Source organism: Flavobacterium magnesitis (genome assembly GCF_041729735.1).
Classification (GTDB): Bacteria; Bacteroidota; Bacteroidia; order Flavobacteriales; family Flavobacteriaceae; genus Flavobacterium; species Flavobacterium magnesitis.
The window spans coordinates 75,369-95,613 of record NZ_JBCFQK010000007.1 but is presented as its reverse complement, the minus strand read 5'-3'; the positions used below and the strand labels follow the sequence as shown (position 1 = coordinate 95,613).

Sequence of the window (20,245 nt, the reverse complement as noted above, 5' to 3'; positions counted from 1 at the left end):
CTGGTTGTAAACATTTTTTTATTTTAGGTATTTAAAAAAAAATATTTCTTATAATTGCTTAAATTTATAATTATGGGAGATAGACCGAGAATTGCAAAAAATGAAGAAAAAGAAATAATAGATCCTCTTAGTTATTCAGCAAATTCAAGTACAGATTTTGCCAAAAAATTTCACGAATGCTCACACGACTTATCAATAGAACTATGGCTTGATAAACACTGTAGTCTGAGACAAACCGAAAGATTAGGCATAGATATTGATTCACTACAAAAATTAGCACTTCAAGCTATAAAACATATTTTCTATTATCAACTAAGAGATGTTAAATTTAATATTATTCAATATCCTGAGTTTAGAGGAAAGGATAAAAGAATAACAATACGTCAAAGAACTAATAATGATGAAATATTAAACCTCGTTATTGAATGTCATTTTGTAGACATAACTTTGTATGAAATTACTTTAGTAACAGCAATGGTAGAAGATAATTTTAGAATATTTGATGGACAATACGTTTTAGATATTGATGGAGATAGTTCAATATTAAGTAGAAAAATTGCCAATAAAATAACTAAAATAAGAGATTTTGGGTATCAATAAAACCTATCAAACATACATATATAAATAGATATAAAAGATTGATATCATAGTAATGATATTACACAAAAGCGTAATTTTGTATGTAGAATATGGGACAGGATAAAAGAATCTGAACGATCTTTAAATAGATAGGATTCTTAAAAATCTGAACGGTCCCAATAAACAAGAAAAGCTTCACAAATGTGAGGCTTTTCATTTTTATCACATGTATGAAAGCATACTTACTTCCGTTCGTAATATCGGATCAATCCGAAAACCTGTGGAGCTAGAAAAATTACGCATAAATATTGATTAGCCTAAAAAGAAAAAATTCTACATTCCTAACCCCTCTGAATTGGGATCTAAAAGCTTTTATTTTTGCATTAAAAGATAACGCTTGTAACGGATGGCAGGAAGAAGCTCCAAAATATACACCAACTCCTAAAAAACTTTGTAACTTAGCAACTCAGAATCATAGAACCTCAAAAAAAAATGAGAAAAGCCATATTTCCAGGATCTTTTGATCCAATTACCTTAGGTCATGAAGACATTATCAAAAGAGGAATTCCGCTATTTGATGAAATTGTTATTGCGATTGGGGTGAATGCCGAGAAAAAATACATGTTTCCACTGGAAGAAAGAAAGCGCTTTATTGAGGAAACTTTCAAAGACGAACCTAAAATCTCGGTCATTACTTATGAAGGCTTAACCATCGATTTGTGTAAAAAAATCAATGCGAATTTTATTCTTCGTGGTTTGCGTAATCCTGCCGATTTTGAATTCGAAAAAGCCATCGCTCATACCAACAGGCAATTATCTAAAATTGAAACCGTATTTTTATTGACTGCTGCAAGAACGTCCTATATTAGTTCGAGTATTGTTCGTGATGTACTTAGAAATGGTGGAGAATACCAAATGTTAGTTCCGAAAGCGGTAAGAGTAATGTAATTTTCAGTATTCAGAAAGCAGAAATGAGAACGCAGAACGCAGAATTAAAAAAAAATTAGATTTCAGAATCAAGGACTTGCGACTAGGGACTAAGTACTAAATTAGAGACTAATAAAATCTTGTAAAAAGTCTTGAATAACCGTACTTTCGCAAAAAAAATAAAAATAAATAATGAGCATAGACAGAGAATTAAATAAACGTAGCGGATCAAAATGTGAACTTTGTGGAGCAACAGAAAATCTAAAAGTATACGAAGTACTTCCTACTAAAAAAGGCGGAATTGACGAGGCTGTTCAAGCTTGTACTACTTGTATTGAGCAAATTGAAAATCCGGGCAACGAAGATTTAAACCACTGGAGATGCTTAAATGACAGCATGTGGAGCGAGCATATTCCTGTTCAAGTGGTAGCTTGGAGAATGTTAAGCCGTTTGCGTGCTGCGGGTTGGCCACAAGAATTACTAGATATGATGTATCTGGACGAAGATGTTTTAGAATGGGCAAAAGCAACTGGCGAAGGAGAAGACGATGAAAACAAAATCATCCACAGAGATAGTAACGGAGTAATTTTAGAACACGGAGACTCGGTAGTTTTGATAAAAGACTTGAAAGTAAAAGGTTCGAGTATGGTAGCCAAACAAGGAACAGCAGTAAGAAACATCCGTTTAGACCATGAAAATGCGGAATATATTGAAGGAAAAGTGGATGGTCAACAAATTGTAATAATTACGCAATACGTGAAGAAAATTTAGTCGGCAGAGTTCAAAAGGCAATTTGCAGAAGGCAGTATTCAGACAGCAGACAGCAGACAGCAGACAGCAAAAAACAGATTTCAGATTAATAATGTTGAACATTTAATCTAAAATCTGTTTTTTTATACCTTCTAAATTCTGTTAACTGCTTTCTAAATTCTGCAGACTGAATACTACTCTTCTACTTTCTTAATTACGTTTCGAGCAACTTGAATTTTATATTTCTTGCCTTTCATTTTTTCGTCCTTAATAAGATCTAGCAAATCTTTTACTTTACTGAATTTTACGGCGGCAAACGAAATAAAATCTTTTACTTCAATCAATCCTAAATCACCTTTTTCCAATTTCCCTTTTTGGGAAAAGAAACCTACAATATCAATTTTATTCAGCTTGTTTTTCTTTCCTCCACTAATATAAATCGTTTGAAATTGAGGTGGTTTCGGTAAAGACTTCGCATCTTCAACTGAAAAAACTGGCGTATTTTCATAATCCACATAATCCATTTTTTTCTCGGATTCATGTGCAATAATATAAGCCGTTCCCGTAGCAGTCATACGTGCTGTACGACCGTTTCTATGCGTGAATTCATCTTCTTTTAATGGCAAATGATAATGAATTACGTGATTCATTTCGGGAATATCCAGTCCACGAGCGGCTAAATCAGTTGTGATTAAATAACTTACACTTCCGTTTCTAAATTGAATCAAAGCACGTTCACGCTCTTCCTGATCCATTCCACCGTGATAATAAGTAGAATAAATTCCTTTTTCGTTCAAGGTATCGCTAATGCGTTCAGCAGCATCACGATGATTGCAAAAAACAATTGCCGATTCTGATTTCAACGAACACAGTAGTTGAAACAATGTATTGAGCTTATCTTTTTCCTTGGAAACAACCAGTTTGGTCGAAAGATTCGATTCTTCTTCGCTTTCTGGAATAAAATCTAAAATTGTCGGATTCACCACTCGGGTGTATTTTGGAATCTCAATATCAGAAGTTGCCGAAACTAAAACGCGTTTGTTTACTTTAGACAATTTACTAATAATAAAAGACATTTGCTCATGAAAACCCAATTGCAAAGACTTATCAAATTCGTCCAAAATTAAGGTTTGAATTTTATCCAAACGGAAACTTCCTCTTTCGATATGATCCGCAATTCTACCTGGCGTTCCTATTAAAACCGCTGGCGGATTGCTTAAATTATTAATTTCAGTATCGATTGAATGTCCGCCGTAGCAAACATTTACCTTATAATCAGTACCCATTTTTTTCCAAACCTGCTCAATTTGTAATCCTAATTCGCGCGATGGAACTAAAATTAAACATTGTACAGAAAGAATTTCAGCTTGCAACATTTCTAAAACTGGCATCAAAAAAGCCAATGTTTTTCCAGAACCTGTTGGCGAAAGCAACAAAACATTGTTTTCATTCAAGATGGTTTCCTGAGCGGCTTCCTGCATTTCATTTAGGTTTTCGATACCTAAATTTAAAAGTATATTGTTGGAATGGTGTTTCTTATTCATGCGGCAAAGGTAATTAAAAAGATTTCAGTTTTTAAAGAGTTACTTTTTATTGCCACTCACTAAGTTTGTATTAAATTTTTTAATCCAAAAACGGCAATAAATTCAGGCGCTATAGTGGTTTATGTCACAATTATAAAGGCTAAATTAAAAACTATCTTAATTTAACAAAATTGAGATGGTTTTTTTATTTTTAGCTAACATCAAAACTATAAAATAGCATAGCTTTGTAGCATTAAAAAAAGACAATGATTAACCCTTCGGCATCTGGTTGGATTGATAAATTTTTTATCAAACAGGAATTCAAGAAAGAACATCTTTTCTTGGATGCTGATTCTTTTTATAAAAAAACCAGAGCAACTGGATTTATCTACGGTCACATTATTTCGTTTGAAACTCCTGCTCCTGTTGATACTAAAGGCTGGGTACAAAATGAGATTCCGAAAGTTGCTTTACTAAATGCATTATACGGAATTTATGGTCTAGCTACTCGTGATTTTGAACCAAGTAATTTTATTAAAAAATGCCTGGATTTTTATGATGAAATGCATCCTCAAGGTTTTAATTTGTTTAAAAAAGTACTGCCTAACGGTGCTCCATCTCTAAATTTAGAAAAGATTATTGATACTCGTGTCCAAACCAATGTGGATATTATCAATAAAAACTTCTCTCATATTGTAACCAATGCGTTGCTTTTTATAGATATTCTCGCTTTTAGACAATACTTAATTAATGGAAAAATACCTGAAAAGTATCTAAAAAAAATTGAAGAAGCAGTTATTAATGTAGTTACACTGGCATTAAAAATTAAGACTAATAAATCCAATTATGACGATTTATTAATCAAACTCTTTGAAGCTTCGGTTCGGTACAGTAAGTTTTCTAAAATTACTGTTCAAAATTTAGACGAACTCAATTTAGACTATTTCAGTTCTGATTTAGAAAAATATTATTTGATTGACATGGCCGGAATGGCTTTATGGAGTGACGGTGAGATTGAAAATGAAGAGATTTACTTTTTGCATAAATTAGCACAAAACATAAGTGTTCCCGCTGAGTTTGTAACGGAAAGTATTAAAAATACTGATATTTTTATAACTACTTATAAAAAACAAATTCCTTATTTTAATTATTCTAATCCTGTCAAACATTTCTACGACCAAACCACACAAAGTGTTATTACACTGATAAGCCGTAACAAAAACAGATTAGTTAAGGAAATCATACAGAGCAAAGAATTAATGCTGTTATTAGCTTATTCTACCCGAAGAGACCTGAGTGAAAAAGAAAAGAAAAAAGTAAAAAAACATTTACTGGATGTTTGTAAAACCATACCATCCCTAACTATTTTTTTACTTCCTGGAGGAAGCTTGCTACTTCCTATTTTAATTAAATTTATCCCTAAATTACTTCCCACTGCATTCAATGAAAATTTAGATAATGAATAAAAAAAATCGCCTTAAAAATAAGGCGATTTTTTATTTTATAAATTCAATTGGTAAACTTCATCAAGCTCTGAATTTGAACTGATATTTACATTCAAATCAGTTACAAATCCTGAATTTAGTCCATAAACCCAACCGTGTAAGGTTAAATCCTGTCCGTTTTTCCAAGCATTTTGCACAATGGATGTTTTAGCTAAATCAAAAACTTGTTCTTTTGCATTGATTTCAACAAAAGCATTAAAACGTTCCGTTTCGTCTTTAATAGAATTAAGGTAAATATTGTGCATGCGATACACATCTTTAATATGTCTAATCCAGTTATCAATAATTCCTATGGATTGATTTCCCATAGCGGCTTTTATACCTCCACAACCATAATGTCCACAAACAATTACATGTTTTACTTTTAAAACATTCACCGCATAATCTAACACACTCAACATATTCATATCAGAATGTACCACCATATTAGCAATATTTCTGTGAACAAAAACTTCTCCTGGTTTAGCTCCAATAATTTCGTTTGCTGGAACTCGGCTATCAGAACACCCAATCCATAACAATGGCGGTGTTTGACCTTTGGCTAAATCTGCAAAATAATTAGGATCTTTTTCTAATGATTTTATAACCCATTCTTTATTGTTTTCTAATATTTTTTTATAAAAATCAACCATCTTTTTTTACTTTATATGTTTAACATTTTTTTATTTTTTTTCTAATTCTTTGAAACCAAGATAGACTATCATTTACAGTAACAATTTCTGAATTAGATTTTTTTCTCTTTTTTAACCATTATTCTTTTTGCCACATCATAATAATGCTCAATCGATACGTGATTTGGCACTTCGTCAGTATTTTCTAATTGATATGCTTTTTTGAAACCTTTCAATGTTACTTTGATATTTTCGTCTACTGCTCTTGTTAATGTAAATTCATTTATTAAATCTAAAATATCATGAGCAATGTAGACTGTATCATGAGCAGTAATCACAACATTTGAATTTTCAGGAATGGATTGTAAAGTATTTTTGATAGCAGCTTTATTCAAAAATGAAACCTCTTGTGCTAAATCAATATGAATAATATCGCCATCTTCATATTCTTCTTTTTTAAAAGTATAGGCTCTTTTTAAATTCCCTCTTAAAATAAAAATCACACTTATTATAATTCCAAGCATCACTCCTTTTAATAAGTCTGTTGCTACTACCGCAATCATTGTTGCGATAAAAGGGACAAACTGGTATTTTCCTCTATCCCAAAAATGCTTTATGGTAGAAGGTTTTGCTAATTTATATCCCACCAATATTAATATCGTTGCTAAAGTTGCTAGCGGGATTTTATTCAAAATCACTGGAATAATCAATACACTCAACAATAGCAATACACCATGTATGATGGTAGACATTTTAGATTTGGCTCCTGCATTACTATTTGCCGAAGAGCGAACCACTACTGAAGTCATTGGCAAACCACCAATTAACGAACTCATAATATTCCCAATTCCCTGTGCCTTTAGCTCCACGTTTGTATTTGTATATCTTTTTTGTGGATCTAATCGGTCAGAAGCTTCAATACACAACAAGGTTTCAATTGAGGCAACAATAGCTATTGTTACTCCTACAGTCCAAACAGCTGGATTAGTAAATGCAGAAAGATTAGGAGTTACAATAATCGATTTTACATCATCAAATGAAGTAGGAACAGGTAGTGATACCAAATGATTATTATCAATAGCCAGAGAACTTCCTGTACGAACAAAAATTTCGTTAATAATAATTCCAAAAATTACTGCAATCAAAGCCCCTGGAACCAGTTTTATTTTCTTTAAAAAAGGAACTTTATCCCAGGAAATAAGTATCACTAAAGAAACTAAAGTAATAATTATAGCTCCTAAATGAAAATGATTTAAAATCTTAAATAAGGACGAAAAAGTATTATCGCCATCAATTTGAAAGAAAGCTTCATCACCTTCAAAATCAGAATCATAACCAAAAGCGTGCGGAAGTTGTTTTAAAATAATGATAATCCCAATTCCAGCAAGCATTCCTTCGATTACATTTGTTGGAAAATAATTGGATATACTTCCCGCTTTCACAAAACCCAAAATCAATTGAAGCACACCAGCTATAAGAACGGATGATAAAAAAATATCAAAAGCGCCTAAATCAGATATTGCTGTTAAAACAATTGCTGTTAAACCAGCCGCTGGACCAGTAACACTTATATGAGATTGGCTTAAATATCCAACTACTATACCACCTATAACACCTGCAATAATACCCGAAAATAAGGGAGCACCAGAAGCCATTGCAATACCTAAACACAATGGCAAAGCCACTAAAAAAACCACTAGGCCTGATGCAAAATCAGACTTAAAGTTAGCAAAAAGATTGATTTTTCTTGTCATAATACTACAATTAATTAGGTGTAAACCTTGACTGCATGTAGAAAAAGCGGTCAAAAGTTTTTAAAAAGTCCATTCAAATATTACACCAAATTAGGTGGAGGAGAAAATATTTTTCTAGAAATATTATCGTGTTTTGATAAATTTTTAGAAAGAATTAAACTTCCCATTGTAGCGCTTTTTAATTCAAATATAGCATCAACAGCTGCAATGTAGATAATGTTTTTCACCTCTTTTTTTGCAGGTTCTTCTTCTGATATACTAAAAAGTATAGTAGTATCATTAGACTTTTCTATCCACCTGATAATTGTAGGTGTAGATAAAAAAGCTATAAAAAGAATTAAAAAAAACGTGCTACTTGTTTCATTGTAACAAAAATAACCCTAAAAAAATTCAAATTACACAAAAGCAGTTGTTTTTTTAAAAAAAATTAACATTAAAAATAAAACAACAAAACCAATATTTTAATTCAAAAAAATCATTATTTTTTGAATTAAAATATTAAATAGTTATTAGTGTGATTTTAGAAATAGAAAAATCATAATATCCTTTTAAGTAATAAAATAAAAACCAACACTACTAAATTAGTCCTCTTAAATTGTTATAACTCCTTTGTCTATAATGTAAAACTTAAAAACGAACACATTTATTTTATAAAAATTATTCAATAAACAGCACTTTGCATTATAAATTAAATTGATTGTTTTTATATTTGCATCAAAAACCTCTATCCATGACAATCACTCAACTTAAATATGTTCTTGCAGTAGCCGAACACAAAAATTTTACTCTAGCTGCCGAAAAATGTTTTGTAACACAACCTACATTGAGTATGCAAATTCAAAAAATAGAAGAGGAACTGAATATTCAAATCTTTGACAGAACTAAAAAACCAATTCAACTTACTGATATTGGACAAAAAATAGTTAATCAAGCCAAAAACATTGTCAACGAAGCCGATAGAATTCAGGACATTGTAGAACAGCAAAAAGGATTTATTGGAGGCGAATTCAGACTGGGTATCATTCCGACCATCATGCCTACTCTATTACCCATGTTTTTAAATAATTTTATAAAAAAACATCCAAAAGTAAAACTCATTATTGAAGAGTTGAATACAGAGGAAATCATCACCAAACTCAACAACGGACACTTGGATGCCGCTATTGCTGCAACGCCGTTAATGGAAGAAAAAATCAAAGAAATTGTTTTGTATTTCGAACCTTTTGTAGCTTATATTCCAGAAAACCATCATAATTTTCAAAAAAAGGAAATAGAAATCACCGATTTAAACATTGATGAAATTTTACTACTACAAGATGGACATTGTTTTAGAGACGGAATATTAAATCTATGTAAAAATAATACTCGAAATGAAGACAGTCATTTCCAAATTGAAAGCGGTAGCTTTGAAACACTTATAAAACTTGCCGACGAAGGTTTAGGAACAACCCTATTACCTTATTTACATACTTTGGATTTAAAAGAATCAGATAAAACTAAATTGCGTCATTTTGTGGAACCAAAACCTGCAAGAGAAGTGAGTTTGATTTTTCCAAAAAGCGAATTAAAAATTCAAATTATTGAAGCTTTAAGAACGACTATTGCCGGAGTAATTAAAGGAGCAATTGTTTTTCAAAACGTACAAATAATAAGTCCACTTCAAAAAAAATAGAGCCAAGATTTTTAATTTCCTGACTCTATACTGTTTTAGTTTTTTTCTACTACAAAAAGACATTGTTGCAATTCTGGCTTTTCTTTTGTGTAATAGGAAAGCCAATTCCTAAGATGATCAATTTCGTGCGGTAATAAATTCCTAACCGCTTTTTTAAGTTCTTTTACAAACAAATCTGGAGCAAAGCTCACTCTTTCAAGTATAGATTTCGTGTAATCATATATCATTCGTGGCATAACAAATATTTTTTAGTTATCAATTTAAAGTGATGTAATTTACAAAATACCGAGCTTAACTCAGATGCTACAGCTAGTTAAAAAACACATAAATTAGAGCTAAAAAAGTTTTGTTAAATTTTCAGAATTATTTAACTAATCCAATAGTGCTTAGAAAAATCAGATTAAAAAAGCGCATCAAACCGAAACATAAATACATAAAAAAAAGGAATCGAAAACGATTCCTTTTTTTTTAAATATTGACAATCAATAATGATGGTTTCAACTCTGGTTTTTCTATTATAAAAGAAGTCAGCCATTCTTTTAACTGCTCTAATTCATAAGGTAAGAGTGTTTTTATGGCTTTTTCTAATTCCTTACTAAAAAGTACAGGATCAAAGCTCACTCTTTCTAATATCGATTTTGTATAATCAAACATGATTTTTGACATAATAGATAAACGATTTTTAAGGTTAAACATCAATTTAAGGCTTTGTAAAAATAATAATTTTGAAAATACATTCCACACTTTAACGTTATTTTTTAATTATTATTGTTTTCAGTATATAAAAAAAACGTTTTTCTTTTTTTTTACTTAAAAGCTCTAAACATTTCTCGTTTTCCAGGAGGTCCTTCGAGTTTTTCGACTCTAAACCCGACCTCTATCATGCTCCGTTTTACAACTCCTCGCGCTGCATAGGTTACCAGAACTCCGTTCTCTTTTAGGGCGTCGTACATTTTTTTAAAAATTTCGGTACTCCACAATTCGGGTTGTACTCTGTAACCAAAAGCATCAAAGTAAATCAAATCAAATTGATTAACATCATCAATATCTTGAAAAAATTGTTGCCTTTTGGTTAACAAAAAAGAATCACTCAAAGCTACCTTTTCATTCCAATTGGATTTATGCATTTTCTCAAATATTTCCAATTGAAGTTGAGCATTCAATTCGTTAACATAATTCATTGATAGAATTTCCTCAGGAGCGACTGGATAGGCTTCCACACCTACATAATAAATATTTTGTTCAAATGATGGCGCTTCAAGAAAGCTAATAAAAGCATTCAATCCAGTTCCAAATCCTATTTCAAGAATCGAAATAGATTTATTTTTAAATAACGAAAGTCCATTTTTTATAAAAACATGTTTGGCTTCCTGAATGGCTCCGTGTTTAGAATGATAACTTTCATTCCATTCTTCCAAATGAATCGTTGTAGAGCCATCTTGGGTTTGTATAATTTCTCTTTTCAATTTTCTTAAAATATTTTATTGAATCCATATTCATCAGTAACCAAAATTACTCAAAAAACAGTATACAAAACCTTAAAAAGCTTTCATTTATTGCAGATTTCATAGAAATGATTGTCTTTTTTTTTGTTTTTTTTTGAATATATGAAAATGCTATTCATTAGTAACAATTATTAAAGTTTTGGCAAGTTTTTTGTCTTTTTTTATTTAATTTTGCAGAAATCAAAGTTTAGTTCATTATAAAGTGAAATTTCACTCTTAAGCTTCATTTATACATTCAAAAAATAAAAAACACATTATTATGAGTACAACTCAAGCCAACAAAATTGAAATCATAAAAGCGCCTAATACAAAAATTAACGAAGTAGATTTTGATAACATAAATTTTGGTTCTGTCTTTACTGATCATTTATTTGAATGTGATTTTAAAAATGGAGAATGGCAAAACCCTACTATCAAACCTTATGCTCCATTTATGATGGATCCATCATCGAGAGTTTTTCATTATGGCCAAGCCATTTTTGAAGGAATGAAAGCCTACAAAGATGATAATGATGCTATTTGGCTTTTCAGACCTGATGAAAATATTAAACGTTTTAATAGTTCCGCTGTTAGAATGGCAATGCCAGAAATTCCAGAATCTTTATTTATGGAAGGACTTAACCAATTATTAAAATTAGACGAAGCCTGGATTAAAAAAGGTTTAGGAAATACGTTATATATTCGTCCTTTTATGATTGCAACAGGTTTTGGAGTTGTAGCTAATCCATCTGAGGAATATAAATTCATGATTATTCTTTCTCCTGCAAAAGCATACTATTCTGGAGAAGTTAAGGTTCTAATTGCTGAGCATTACAGTAGAGCTGCAAATGGTGGTATTGGTGCTGCTAAAACAGCTGGAAACTATGCGGGTCAATTTTATCCAACTAGTTTAGCTAATAAAGAAGGTTTCCAACAAATCATTTGGACTGATGATGCAACGCATACTAAGTTAGAAGAAGCAGGAACAATGAATGTGTTTTTTAGATTCAATGATACTTTAGTAACAGCTCCTACTAGCGAAAGAATTTTAGATGGTGTTACCAGAAAAAGTCTTATTGATATGGCAAAAAGAGAAGGAATTGCCATTGAAGAACGTCCAGTTCTTGTTTCTGAATTAATTACAGGAATAAAAGATGGTAGTTTGAAAGAAATTTTTGGTGCAGGAACAGCTGCTGTTGTAAGTCCTATAAAAGGATTTGCATACAAAGAAGAATATTTTGAATTGCCTAAAGCTGAAGATTCTATCGCATTACAATTAAAAGAGAAATTAACAAACATCCAACATAAATTAGCCGAAGACCCATTTGGTTGGACAGTGAAAATATAATTTTCTTATTTTAAGATAACTAAAAAGGCGATTTTCAAAATTGAAAATCGCCTTTTTGTTTAAATTATGAGTTGATTAAATCTCAGCTAATATTTTAGAAAAATCAGGTTTAAAATAATGAGGTCCTTTCATTACTTTACCGTCTTCACGATAAATAGGCTGACCATCTTCTCCTAACTTACTCATATTACTTCTCTGAATTTCGTCAAAAACAGCTTCTATCTTATCCTGAAGTCCATGTTCGATTATGGTTCCGCATAAAATGTACATCATATCTCCCAGCGCATCGGCAATTTCGACTAAATCATTGTTTTGAACTGCTTCCAGATATTCTTCGTTTTCCTCTTTCATTAAATGGTAACGAAGTGTGTTTTTAGTTTCTCCTAAATTGGCAATAGGAGTTTCACTATGTCCTATACCAAATGCTGTATGAAATTCTTTAACAGAATTAATTTGCTTTTGCATGATTATTATTGATTAAATGAAATGCAAATTAGCAACTAATCTTAAACATTTGCGTATTTTTGCAATAAATTTTTTCAATTATGTTTAGTCAAGGTCAACTAATATTTTCGCTGTGTTTTTTAATCGTTTTTGTTATCATTATGATTTTTTCTTATCGAAAAGACATTAAAACACATCAACTTTTCTATAAAGGGAATTATAAAATATTAATTGGTTTCTTTATTTTCATTGGATTATTGTTTGTTATAAAAACTTTTCTGAAGCATTAAAAAACATAAAACTCAGATAAACAATCAATTAAAAACTAATTATTAATTGGTAGTTTTTTCATTCGATAATAAATAAAATTTAAAAACATTCTCTAGCTTTCCTGGTTTTTACAAGAAAGCAACATCTTTTATAATTTTTGCACTCATAGTCTTGCATATTGATAAAATTTCTAACTTTACATCAGAAAATAATCAAAAAATTATGAGAATTTTAAAATATATCTTCCTTTTACTACTACTTAGCTTAGTTGCCCTATCCATTTTCATAGCTACTCAAAAAGGAGATTTCCTTGTAGAAAGAAGTAAGATTATTAATTCTCCTAAAGCATCAGTTTATAACTATGTAAATGATTATAGAAACTGGAGCGATTTTGGCTCCTGGACTTCTGAAGATGCTGAAATAAAAATAAATTATCCTCAAAATACCATTGGAAAAGGTGCTTCCTATTCTTGGGAAGGTGAAGATGGAAACGGTCAAATGCGTACTATTGCTGTAAAAGAAAACGATAGCATTGCTCAAACCATGGAATTTGAAGGAACTTCATCAATGATTTCTTGGCATTTCAAAGACACTATAGGCGGAACCAAAGTAACCTGGAAATCCAAAGGAAAAATGAGCTTTTTCTTTAAAATTTATGCTGCTTTAAACGGTGGTGTAGATCGAGTAATTGGCGCTATTTATGAAAAAAGTTTAACTAATTTAGATAAAGCTTTAGATTTTGAAATAAATACATTCTCAACCATAGATAATGGAATCGTTCAAAAACCTGTAATGAACTATATAGGTCAAACTTTCACTTGTGAATTGACTAAAGTAAATAAAAACTTCAAAATTGTAATTCCTAAACTTACTGCTTTTTGCGAAAAGAATAATATTGCTGTAAATGGAAAACCTTTCATTATTTATCATACCTATGATACGACAGCCGGATTAACAAAAATCACCATTGGAATTGCAATTCGAGATCTTATTTTTCTAAGTGCCGGAAGCGATATTGTCGCAGGAAAACTGGATGCTTTTGAAGGCGCTAAAACTACCTTAACTGGAGATTATTCGCACCTAAAAACAGCTTTTAACAAAACAAATAATTATGTAAACCAAAATAAATTAAGTCCAAATCCCGTTTTTTCTCACTTAGAAATATACGCTACAGGCAAAAACGATGTTAAAAATCCATCTAAGTGGGTTACCGAAGTATATGTTCCTATTATGCCAAAAGTAATTCCTCAGGAAAAAACATATTATCCAGCAGCAAATGCAGCACCAACAACTGCAACACCAAAAACACAAACGCCAACGGCACCAGCACCAGTAAAAAAGGCAGCTACCGAAGAGCCAAAACCAAAAGCAATAGATGACGAATTTGAGTTTTAATTTTTTCTTTAATTAAACCATCCCGTTACTTTTACATCTAATTCAACAAAAGACTTTGCTGGACGAAAAGGAATTCATACAACAGTTATTAAATCCGAAAACACAAAATGATGCTTTTCAGCAGTTGTTGTATACCTATCAGAAACCATTGTACAACCATATTCGAAATATTGTTTTGAATCATGATGATACGGATGATGTTTTGCAAAATACCTTTATTAAAGTTTTTCAAAATCTAAAAAACTTTAAAGGAGAAAGCAAGCTGTTTTCCTGGATGTATCGAATAGCTACTAATGAGGCACTGACTTTTTTAAATCAAAAAGCCAAGAAAAGCGGAATTTCTTCAGAAACTTTGCAAAACAAAGCCATTGATAACCTTAAAGCTGATGTTTATTTTGATGGAAACGAAATTCAAATTGCATTACACAAAGCCATTGCAACACTTCCTGAAAAACAGCAATTAGTCTTTAAAATGAAATATTTTGAAGAATTAAAATACGAAGAAATCTCCGAAATATTAGGAACATCCGTCGGAGCTTTGAAGGCATCTTATCATCATGCTGTAAAAAAAATTGAAGCTCTTTTAACAACAAATTAAACCTTTTGCATTTCATACAGTCTAATCGATATCATGAAAGAATTTAAATTAAATAATATCCCGAAAATTGAACCTGGTTTTAAAACACCAGATGATCTTTATTTTGCTAATTTTTCGGCTAATTTATTAGACAATTTACCTAAAAATGAGCCAAAAACGATTTCATTATTTCAAAGAAAGAAAGCCATTATAATGATGGTAGCTGCCATTTTTGTTCTTGCTTTAGTTATTCCTTCGTTAATAAACAACACCAGTCAATCCAATCAATTAGACTCGGCTACTTTAGAAAATTATTTGAGTTATCAATCTAATTTTAACCAATATGATTTAATAAATGCATTGGACGAAGAAGACATTAATAGCATCAACACAAACATAGTCTTAGAAGATCAAACCATTGAAGATCTTCTAGTAAACAACAATAATTTAGAAAATTATATTACAGAGTAATATTTAAAAAAAAAGAAGATGAATTTTAGAACGATTTTACCACTACTAGTATTCTTTTTTACTTGTAATTTTTACGCTCAGGGAGACGCATCAAGTAAAAAAGAACAAATTAAAGCCATGAAAGTATCTTTTTTAACTACTGAGCTCAATCTTAGTTCTCAAGAGGCAGAAAAATTCTGGCCTATTTATAACGCTTACGACAATAAACAATTTCAGATAAAACATGAAAAAATGAAAGCGTTTAAAAGTAAAATGAACGATGGTGCATTAGATAAAATGAGCCAAAATGATGCAGCAAATTTACTGAGTAAAACAGAAGCTGCTGATGAAGAATTATTTTTATTACGAAAAAAATTAAGTAAAAACCTAAGAACAATTTTACCCGCCGTTAAAATTTTAAAATTAAAAAAAGCGGAAGACGATTTCTATAGAAAATTACTCCAACAATATGGAGACCGAGGAAAAAAAAGATAATTAATTAGGTCTAAAAAGATTTCAAAAGCCATCTCAATAAAAAAGAGATGGCTTTTTTGATGTACTACAAACTCATTTTATGCGTTATAAATCCGTTCTTAAGCACACCAGAAATACACTGTAAATAATTGGCACAGTAATTGGATATTGCAAATTAGAATTATAAAAAACAATCGCCATGAAAAATAAAATCATATTCTTAAGCATAATAGTTTCTTTCTTTATTATAGAAACTGAAGCTCAAAATAACACCAGAGTAAATGCAATGAATAATGAGATTAGTGATAATCTTGATTTAAGAGCTGTTGCATCTATTTTTGGAGATTCTAAAAATTTAGAAGATTTTGAAAGACGCCTGAACGATCCTGAAATCCAAATTTCTAATTTAGATTTAAATAATGATAATGAAGTAGATTATTTGCGTGTTATTGAAACAGTAGAACACAATACTCACGTAGTTGTTATTCAATCGGTTTTAGATCGTGATGTGTATCAGGATGTAGCAACAATTGATATTGAAAGAAACAATAATAGTGTACAAGTACAATTTATTGGAAACGAATATATGTATGGACCTAATTACATTTATGAGCCTGTATATTATTCTACACCATTAATTTATACGTCTTTCTGGGCTTCAAATTATCGTCCTTATGTTTCAAACTGGTATTGGAATTATTATCCATCTTACTATTATGCTTGGAATCCATATCCAATATACAGATACAGAAATAACATTCATTTAAGTTTGAATTTCAATAACAGATACAATTATGTAAATTATAGAAGAAGCAACCTTGCCGTTTCTATATACAACACGAGACGAACTAATGCTTATGAAAGACGCTATCCAAACAATGCTTTCTCAAAAAGATACAGCAATTATTCTAATCGTTATGAATTAGATCAAAAAAGAGGGACAAGATATAGCAGTATAAATAGAAATTCAACTGGAAGACAATACAGCACTACTAGCACTAGAAGAGGAACACAAAGAGATTATTCAGCCAATAGAAACACTTCTTCAAGAGTAAGTACTACGCCAAGAACAACTTCTAGAGAATACACTGAAAACAAATCGAATAATTCTAGAGCGAATACTCCTTCTAGAAATTACAATCAAAATAATGCTACTAATTCAAGAGGGAACTCAACTCCTTCTAGAACAACAAGCAGAGAGTACAATAAAAGCAATACTAATAGTTCCAGAGAAAACACCTCTTCCAGAACCACTAGTAGAGCATCTAATCCAAACAATGTGCAGAGTTCAGGACCAAAAGCAACACAACAAGCGCCAGCCAGAACCTACACACCAAGACAAGAAAGCAGTACGCAAAGAGCACAAAGTACAAGACAAAATACCCCAAGCAGAGGTGCTATTTCAAGACCTAGTACTCCAACACAACGCGTTGAATCTCCTAAAAACAATAGCAACAGACAGGAAAATAATAACTCTTCTAGAAATAATAACCGAAGAATTTAACAAAATAAAATACTATCATTAAAAACACGATCAATTGGTCGTGTTTTTTTGTTTTTTAAAAATAATAACTTTTGTTTTATTTAAAAATGAGTAAATTTGAGGCGTTTACAAAAAAAATTCATGAGCGCATCAAATAGAAGTCTACACAGCAAGTTTACGTTAGGAGGTTTATTGATTACATTAGGAATTATATACGGTGATATTGGAACATCGCCATTGTATGTAATGAAAGCCATACTGGGAACCCACACCATAGATGCCGATGTAGTTCTGGGAGGAATATCCGCAGTTTTTTGGACTTTAACTCTTCAAACCACCATAAAATATGTCATCATCACTTTAAATGCTGACAACCATGGCGAAGGAGGAATTTTTGCACTGTATGCCTTAGTCAAAAAAACAAAAATTAAATGGCTTATAGTCCCTGCCGTTATTGGAGGTAGCGCATTGTTAGCCGATGGAATCATAACACCACCCGTTTCTGTGTCTTCTGCGGTAGAAGGAATTAGAACCTATTACCCAGATATAAATACAGTACCAATAGTTATTGGAATTTTATTTATTCTTTTTACTATTCAGCAATTTGGAACAAAACTCGTTGGAAAATTCTTTGCTCCTATGATGTTGATTTGGTTCAGTATGCTTGGTATTTTAGGTATTATCCAAATTGTACAGCATCCTGCTGTATTTAAGGCCTTCAATCCTTACTATGCTTATCATTTATTGACTATTCACCCTGAAGGTTTCTTTGTTTTAGGTTTTGTGTTTTTATGTACAACGGGAGCCGAAGCTTTGTATTCAGACATGGGACATTGTGGGAGAAAAAATATTAGAATCAGTTGGATTTTTGTCAAGTCAACCTTAGTGCTAAACTATTTTGGACAAGGAGCCTATTTAACTCATCATCAAGGAGAAACACTTCAAAGTTTAGGTGGAAAAAATGGAAATCCATTCTATTTAATTATGGCAGACTGGTTCCAGCCTTTTGGAATTGTAATTGCAACTATGGCGGCAGTAATTGCTTCTCAAGCTTTAATTAGTGGTTCGTTTACGTTAATAAACGAAGCCATGAGATTGAATTTCTGGCCAAAAGTAAAAATAAAATATCCTACTGAATTACAAGGACAACTGTACATCCCGTCCATCAACTGGTTGTTATTCTTTGGCTGTGTGGGAATCGTTCTTCATTTTGAAGAATCAAGCAACATGGAACATGCTTATGGATTAGCCATCATTCTTTGTATGATTATGACCACTATTTTACTGAATTTCTTTTTGATCATGAAAAGAGTAAAATTATATATCATGGTGCCCTTAATTACCATTTACTTATTAATTGAATTCAGCTTCTTGGCCGCAAATATTACTAAATTTAGCGATGGTGGTTATGTAACCTTAATTATAGCATTGGTATTGATAAGTGTAATGACGATTTGGAATTCAGCTAAAAAAATCAACAAAAGCTATACTAAAATTGTAAAAATTGACGATTATAAAAAAGTATTGAGCGAATTGAGTGTCGATTTAAGCATTCCGAAATATGCAACACACTTAGTTTATATGACCAATGCCGGACGAGCTGATGAAATAGAAGAAAAAGTAATGTATTCTATTTTACAAAAAAGACCTAAAAGAGCTGATATTTACTGGTTTGTGCACGTAAATATCTTAACTGAACCCTACAAAACCGAATACCGGGTAACTGAAATTATGAAAGACGATTTGTATCGTGTAGATTTTAATTTAGGATTTAGAGAACCTACTAAAATCAACCTTTTATTTAAAGAAGTAATCAGAGATATGGTTCAAAACGGAGAAGTTGATATTAGAAGCCGTTACGAATCATTGAACAAAAATAACATTATTGGCGACTTTAAATTTGTTCTTTCGGAGAAATTTTTATCCAATGACAACGAATTAAAATGGCATGAAAACATCATTATGAATTCTTATTTCTTTATCAAAAAACTAAGTTTATCTGAAGAAAGTGCCTTTGGTTTAGACAGTAGTTCAGTAAAAATAGAAAAATTCCCAATGGTACTTCACACCCCCGAAAACATTGATTTAACACGTTTAAAATAACACATAAAAACTATTAAATTAGCGACTGAGATAGCATTTCTACTCTCAGTCGCTTTTTTTATTTCTATAAATTAAAGCTAAAAAACCATCCAATTATAGACAACAAAACTGCGTACTTAAATTTGAAAGGATTTTACTTGCTAATTTTTTATGTTATCGTTTTGACAAGAACTTTATTTAATTAAATTTGGTAGAATAATTACCAAAAAATAAAACTTGAAAAACGCACTTACAATTCTTTTAAAACTAGTTTTATTCCTTCTGGGACTGGTTTTACTTTACGTAATAATTGCCTATCTACTTTCACTCATAACAATTGAAAAAGAAGCAAATACAAAACCAGAAGTTGAAATTTACATCCTGACAAATGGCGTCCATACTGATATTGTAATGCCTACAAAAAGTGACCAGATCGACTGGAGCAAACAAGTGCAATTTAAAAATACCCAAGCTGCTGATTCCACTTACAACTATATTGCTATGGGTTGGGGAGACAAAGGTTTTTATCTGGAAACGCCTGAATGGTCTGACCTAAAAGCTTCGGTGGCTTTTAAAGCCGCATCAGGATTAAGTACATCTGCTATGCATGCTACCTATTACAAACAAATGAAATTAGGCAAAGACTGCAAATCAATACTGATTAGTAAAGAACAATACCAACGCCTAATTACTTATATCACAGATAGTTTTCAAAAAGATACTTCTGGCAATTTTATCCCAATAATAACCTATGCCAATTATGGTAAAACCGATGCTTTTTATGAAGCAAACGGAAGTTATAGCATTTTTTATACCTGTAATACCTGGGCTAATAGCGCACTAAAAGCCTGTGGTCAAAAATGCTGTTTGTGGACAGCAACTGATTCTGGATTTTTTTCGAAATACAACTAAAATCA

Annotated in this window: 22 protein-coding genes; 14 read left to right on the top strand and 8 right to left on the bottom strand. The window is 31.2% G+C overall.

All coding sequences use genetic code 11. The features are described 5' to 3' along the window. Positions 1–72: 72 nt before the first annotated feature. The 3 genes from AAGV33_RS06980 to AAGV33_RS06970 all read left to right on the top strand — a co-directional run bounded on the left by AAGV33_RS06980 (position 73) and on the right by AAGV33_RS06970 (position 2,277). Positions 73–600, top strand: a complete 528-nt coding sequence (locus AAGV33_RS06980; protein ID WP_373391248.1) for a hypothetical protein — start codon at positions 73–75, stop codon at positions 598–600. Between the two features lie 471 nt (positions 601–1,071). Beyond that, on the top strand, positions 1,072–1,527 hold the full coding sequence (gene coaD / locus AAGV33_RS06975) for a pantetheine-phosphate adenylyltransferase (RefSeq protein ID WP_373391247.1): 456 nt from the start codon (positions 1,072–1,074) through the stop codon (positions 1,525–1,527). Positions 1,528–1,698: 171 nt separating this feature from the next. Further along, positions 1,699–2,277, top strand: coding sequence for a PhnA domain-containing protein (locus AAGV33_RS06970; RefSeq protein WP_373391246.1), 579 nt, complete (start codon positions 1,699–1,701; stop codon positions 2,275–2,277). Between the two features lie 173 nt (positions 2,278–2,450). Here the strand turns inward: AAGV33_RS06970 and AAGV33_RS06965 are convergent, their stop codons facing one another. Then, positions 2,451–3,800, bottom strand: coding sequence for a DEAD/DEAH box helicase (locus AAGV33_RS06965; RefSeq protein ID WP_373391245.1), 1,350 nt, complete (start codon positions 3,798–3,800; stop codon positions 2,451–2,453). Positions 3,801–4,045: 245 nt separating this feature from the next. On the opposite strand from AAGV33_RS06965, the gene AAGV33_RS06960 reads away from it, so the two are divergent. After that, positions 4,046–5,245, top strand: a complete 1,200-nt coding sequence (locus AAGV33_RS06960; protein ID WP_373391243.1) for an LETM1-related biofilm-associated protein — start codon at positions 4,046–4,048, stop codon at positions 5,243–5,245. Between the two features lie 35 nt (positions 5,246–5,280). On the opposite strand, the gene can is transcribed toward AAGV33_RS06960, so the two are convergent. From can to AAGV33_RS06945, 3 genes are all read right to left on the bottom strand, one after another. Further along, on the bottom strand, positions 5,281–5,916 hold the full coding sequence (gene can / locus AAGV33_RS06955) for a carbonate dehydratase (RefSeq protein WP_373391241.1): 636 nt from the start codon (positions 5,914–5,916) through the stop codon (positions 5,281–5,283). A 92-nt stretch (positions 5,917–6,008) separates the two neighbouring features. Next, positions 6,009–7,649, bottom strand: a complete 1,641-nt coding sequence (locus AAGV33_RS06950; protein WP_373391239.1) for a SulP family inorganic anion transporter — start codon at positions 7,647–7,649, stop codon at positions 6,009–6,011. Between the two features lie 80 nt (positions 7,650–7,729). Then, positions 7,730–7,876 carry a hypothetical protein gene (locus tag AAGV33_RS06945; protein WP_373391238.1) on the bottom strand — a complete coding sequence of 49 codons (147 nt, stop codon included), beginning with the start codon at positions 7,874–7,876 and terminating at the stop codon, positions 7,730–7,732. Between the two features lie 503 nt (positions 7,877–8,379). Here AAGV33_RS06945 and AAGV33_RS06940 point away from each other — a divergent pair. Further along, a complete protein-coding gene (locus AAGV33_RS06940) occupies positions 8,380–9,321 on the top strand; it encodes a LysR substrate-binding domain-containing protein (RefSeq protein ID WP_373391237.1) in 942 nt (313 codons plus the stop codon). A gap of 35 nt (positions 9,322–9,356) precedes the next feature. Here the strand turns inward: AAGV33_RS06940 and AAGV33_RS06935 are convergent, their stop codons facing one another. The 3 genes from AAGV33_RS06935 to mnmC2 form a co-directional block, all read right to left on the bottom strand. Beyond that, entirely contained in the window at positions 9,357–9,557 is a 201-nt protein-coding gene (locus tag AAGV33_RS06935; RefSeq protein WP_373391236.1) for a hypothetical protein, read from the bottom strand. A 232-nt stretch (positions 9,558–9,789) separates the two neighbouring features. Further along, positions 9,790–9,987: a hypothetical protein gene (locus AAGV33_RS06930; RefSeq protein WP_373391235.1), complete on the bottom strand. Its 198-nt coding sequence runs from the start codon at positions 9,985–9,987 to the stop codon at positions 9,790–9,792. Between the two features lie 140 nt (positions 9,988–10,127). Beyond that, complete coding sequence (mnmC2, locus tag AAGV33_RS06925) at positions 10,128–10,787, bottom strand: tRNA (5-methylaminomethyl-2-thiouridine)(34)-methyltransferase MnmC2 (protein ID WP_373391234.1); 660 nt, start codon at positions 10,785–10,787, stop codon at positions 10,128–10,130. Between the two features lie 298 nt (positions 10,788–11,085). On the opposite strand from mnmC2, the gene AAGV33_RS06920 reads away from it, so the two are divergent. Continuing rightward, positions 11,086–12,153, top strand: coding sequence for a branched-chain amino acid aminotransferase (locus AAGV33_RS06920; protein WP_373391233.1), 1,068 nt, complete (start codon positions 11,086–11,088; stop codon positions 12,151–12,153). A 75-nt stretch (positions 12,154–12,228) separates the two neighbouring features. Here AAGV33_RS06920 and AAGV33_RS06915 read toward each other — a convergent pair whose 3' ends face one another. Further along, entirely contained in the window at positions 12,229–12,618 is a 390-nt protein-coding gene (locus AAGV33_RS06915; RefSeq protein WP_373391232.1) for a pyrophosphohydrolase domain-containing protein, read from the bottom strand. An 80-nt stretch (positions 12,619–12,698) separates the two neighbouring features. Here AAGV33_RS06915 and AAGV33_RS06910 point away from each other — a divergent pair, with 80 nt between their 5' ends. The 8 genes from AAGV33_RS06910 (at position 12,699) to AAGV33_RS06875 (ending at position 20,240) form a co-directional block, all read left to right on the top strand. After that, complete coding sequence (locus tag AAGV33_RS06910) at positions 12,699–12,887, top strand: hypothetical protein (protein WP_373391231.1); 189 nt, start codon at positions 12,699–12,701, stop codon at positions 12,885–12,887. Positions 12,888–13,089: 202 nt separating this feature from the next. After that, entirely contained in the window at positions 13,090–14,262 is a 1,173-nt protein-coding gene (locus AAGV33_RS06905) for an SRPBCC family protein (protein WP_373391229.1), read from the top strand. A gap of 55 nt (positions 14,263–14,317) precedes the next feature. Next, positions 14,318–14,860 carry an RNA polymerase sigma factor gene (locus AAGV33_RS06900; protein WP_373391228.1) on the top strand — a complete coding sequence of 181 codons (543 nt, stop codon included), beginning with the start codon at positions 14,318–14,320 and terminating at the stop codon, positions 14,858–14,860. Positions 14,861–14,893: 33 nt separating this feature from the next. After that, on the top strand, positions 14,894–15,310 hold the full coding sequence (locus AAGV33_RS06895; RefSeq protein WP_373391227.1) for a hypothetical protein: 417 nt from the start codon (positions 14,894–14,896) through the stop codon (positions 15,308–15,310). Between the two features lie 117 nt (positions 15,311–15,427). Further along, the gene (locus AAGV33_RS06890; RefSeq protein WP_373391226.1) at positions 15,428–15,784 is read left to right on the top strand and encodes a sensor of ECF-type sigma factor; all 357 of its coding nucleotides are present in this window, start codon (positions 15,428–15,430) and stop codon (positions 15,782–15,784) included. A gap of 178 nt (positions 15,785–15,962) precedes the next feature. After that, positions 15,963–17,267, top strand: a complete 1,305-nt coding sequence (locus tag AAGV33_RS06885) for a hypothetical protein (RefSeq protein WP_373391225.1) — start codon at positions 15,963–15,965, stop codon at positions 17,265–17,267. Between the two features lie 120 nt (positions 17,268–17,387). Further along, positions 17,388–19,349: a KUP/HAK/KT family potassium transporter gene (locus AAGV33_RS06880; RefSeq protein ID WP_373391224.1), complete on the top strand. Its 1,962-nt coding sequence runs from the start codon at positions 17,388–17,390 to the stop codon at positions 19,347–19,349. A gap of 216 nt (positions 19,350–19,565) precedes the next feature. Beyond that, positions 19,566–20,240, top strand: a complete 675-nt coding sequence (locus AAGV33_RS06875; RefSeq protein ID WP_373391223.1) for a TIGR02117 family protein — start codon at positions 19,566–19,568, stop codon at positions 20,238–20,240. The last annotated feature ends 5 nt before the right edge of the window (positions 20,241–20,245 follow it).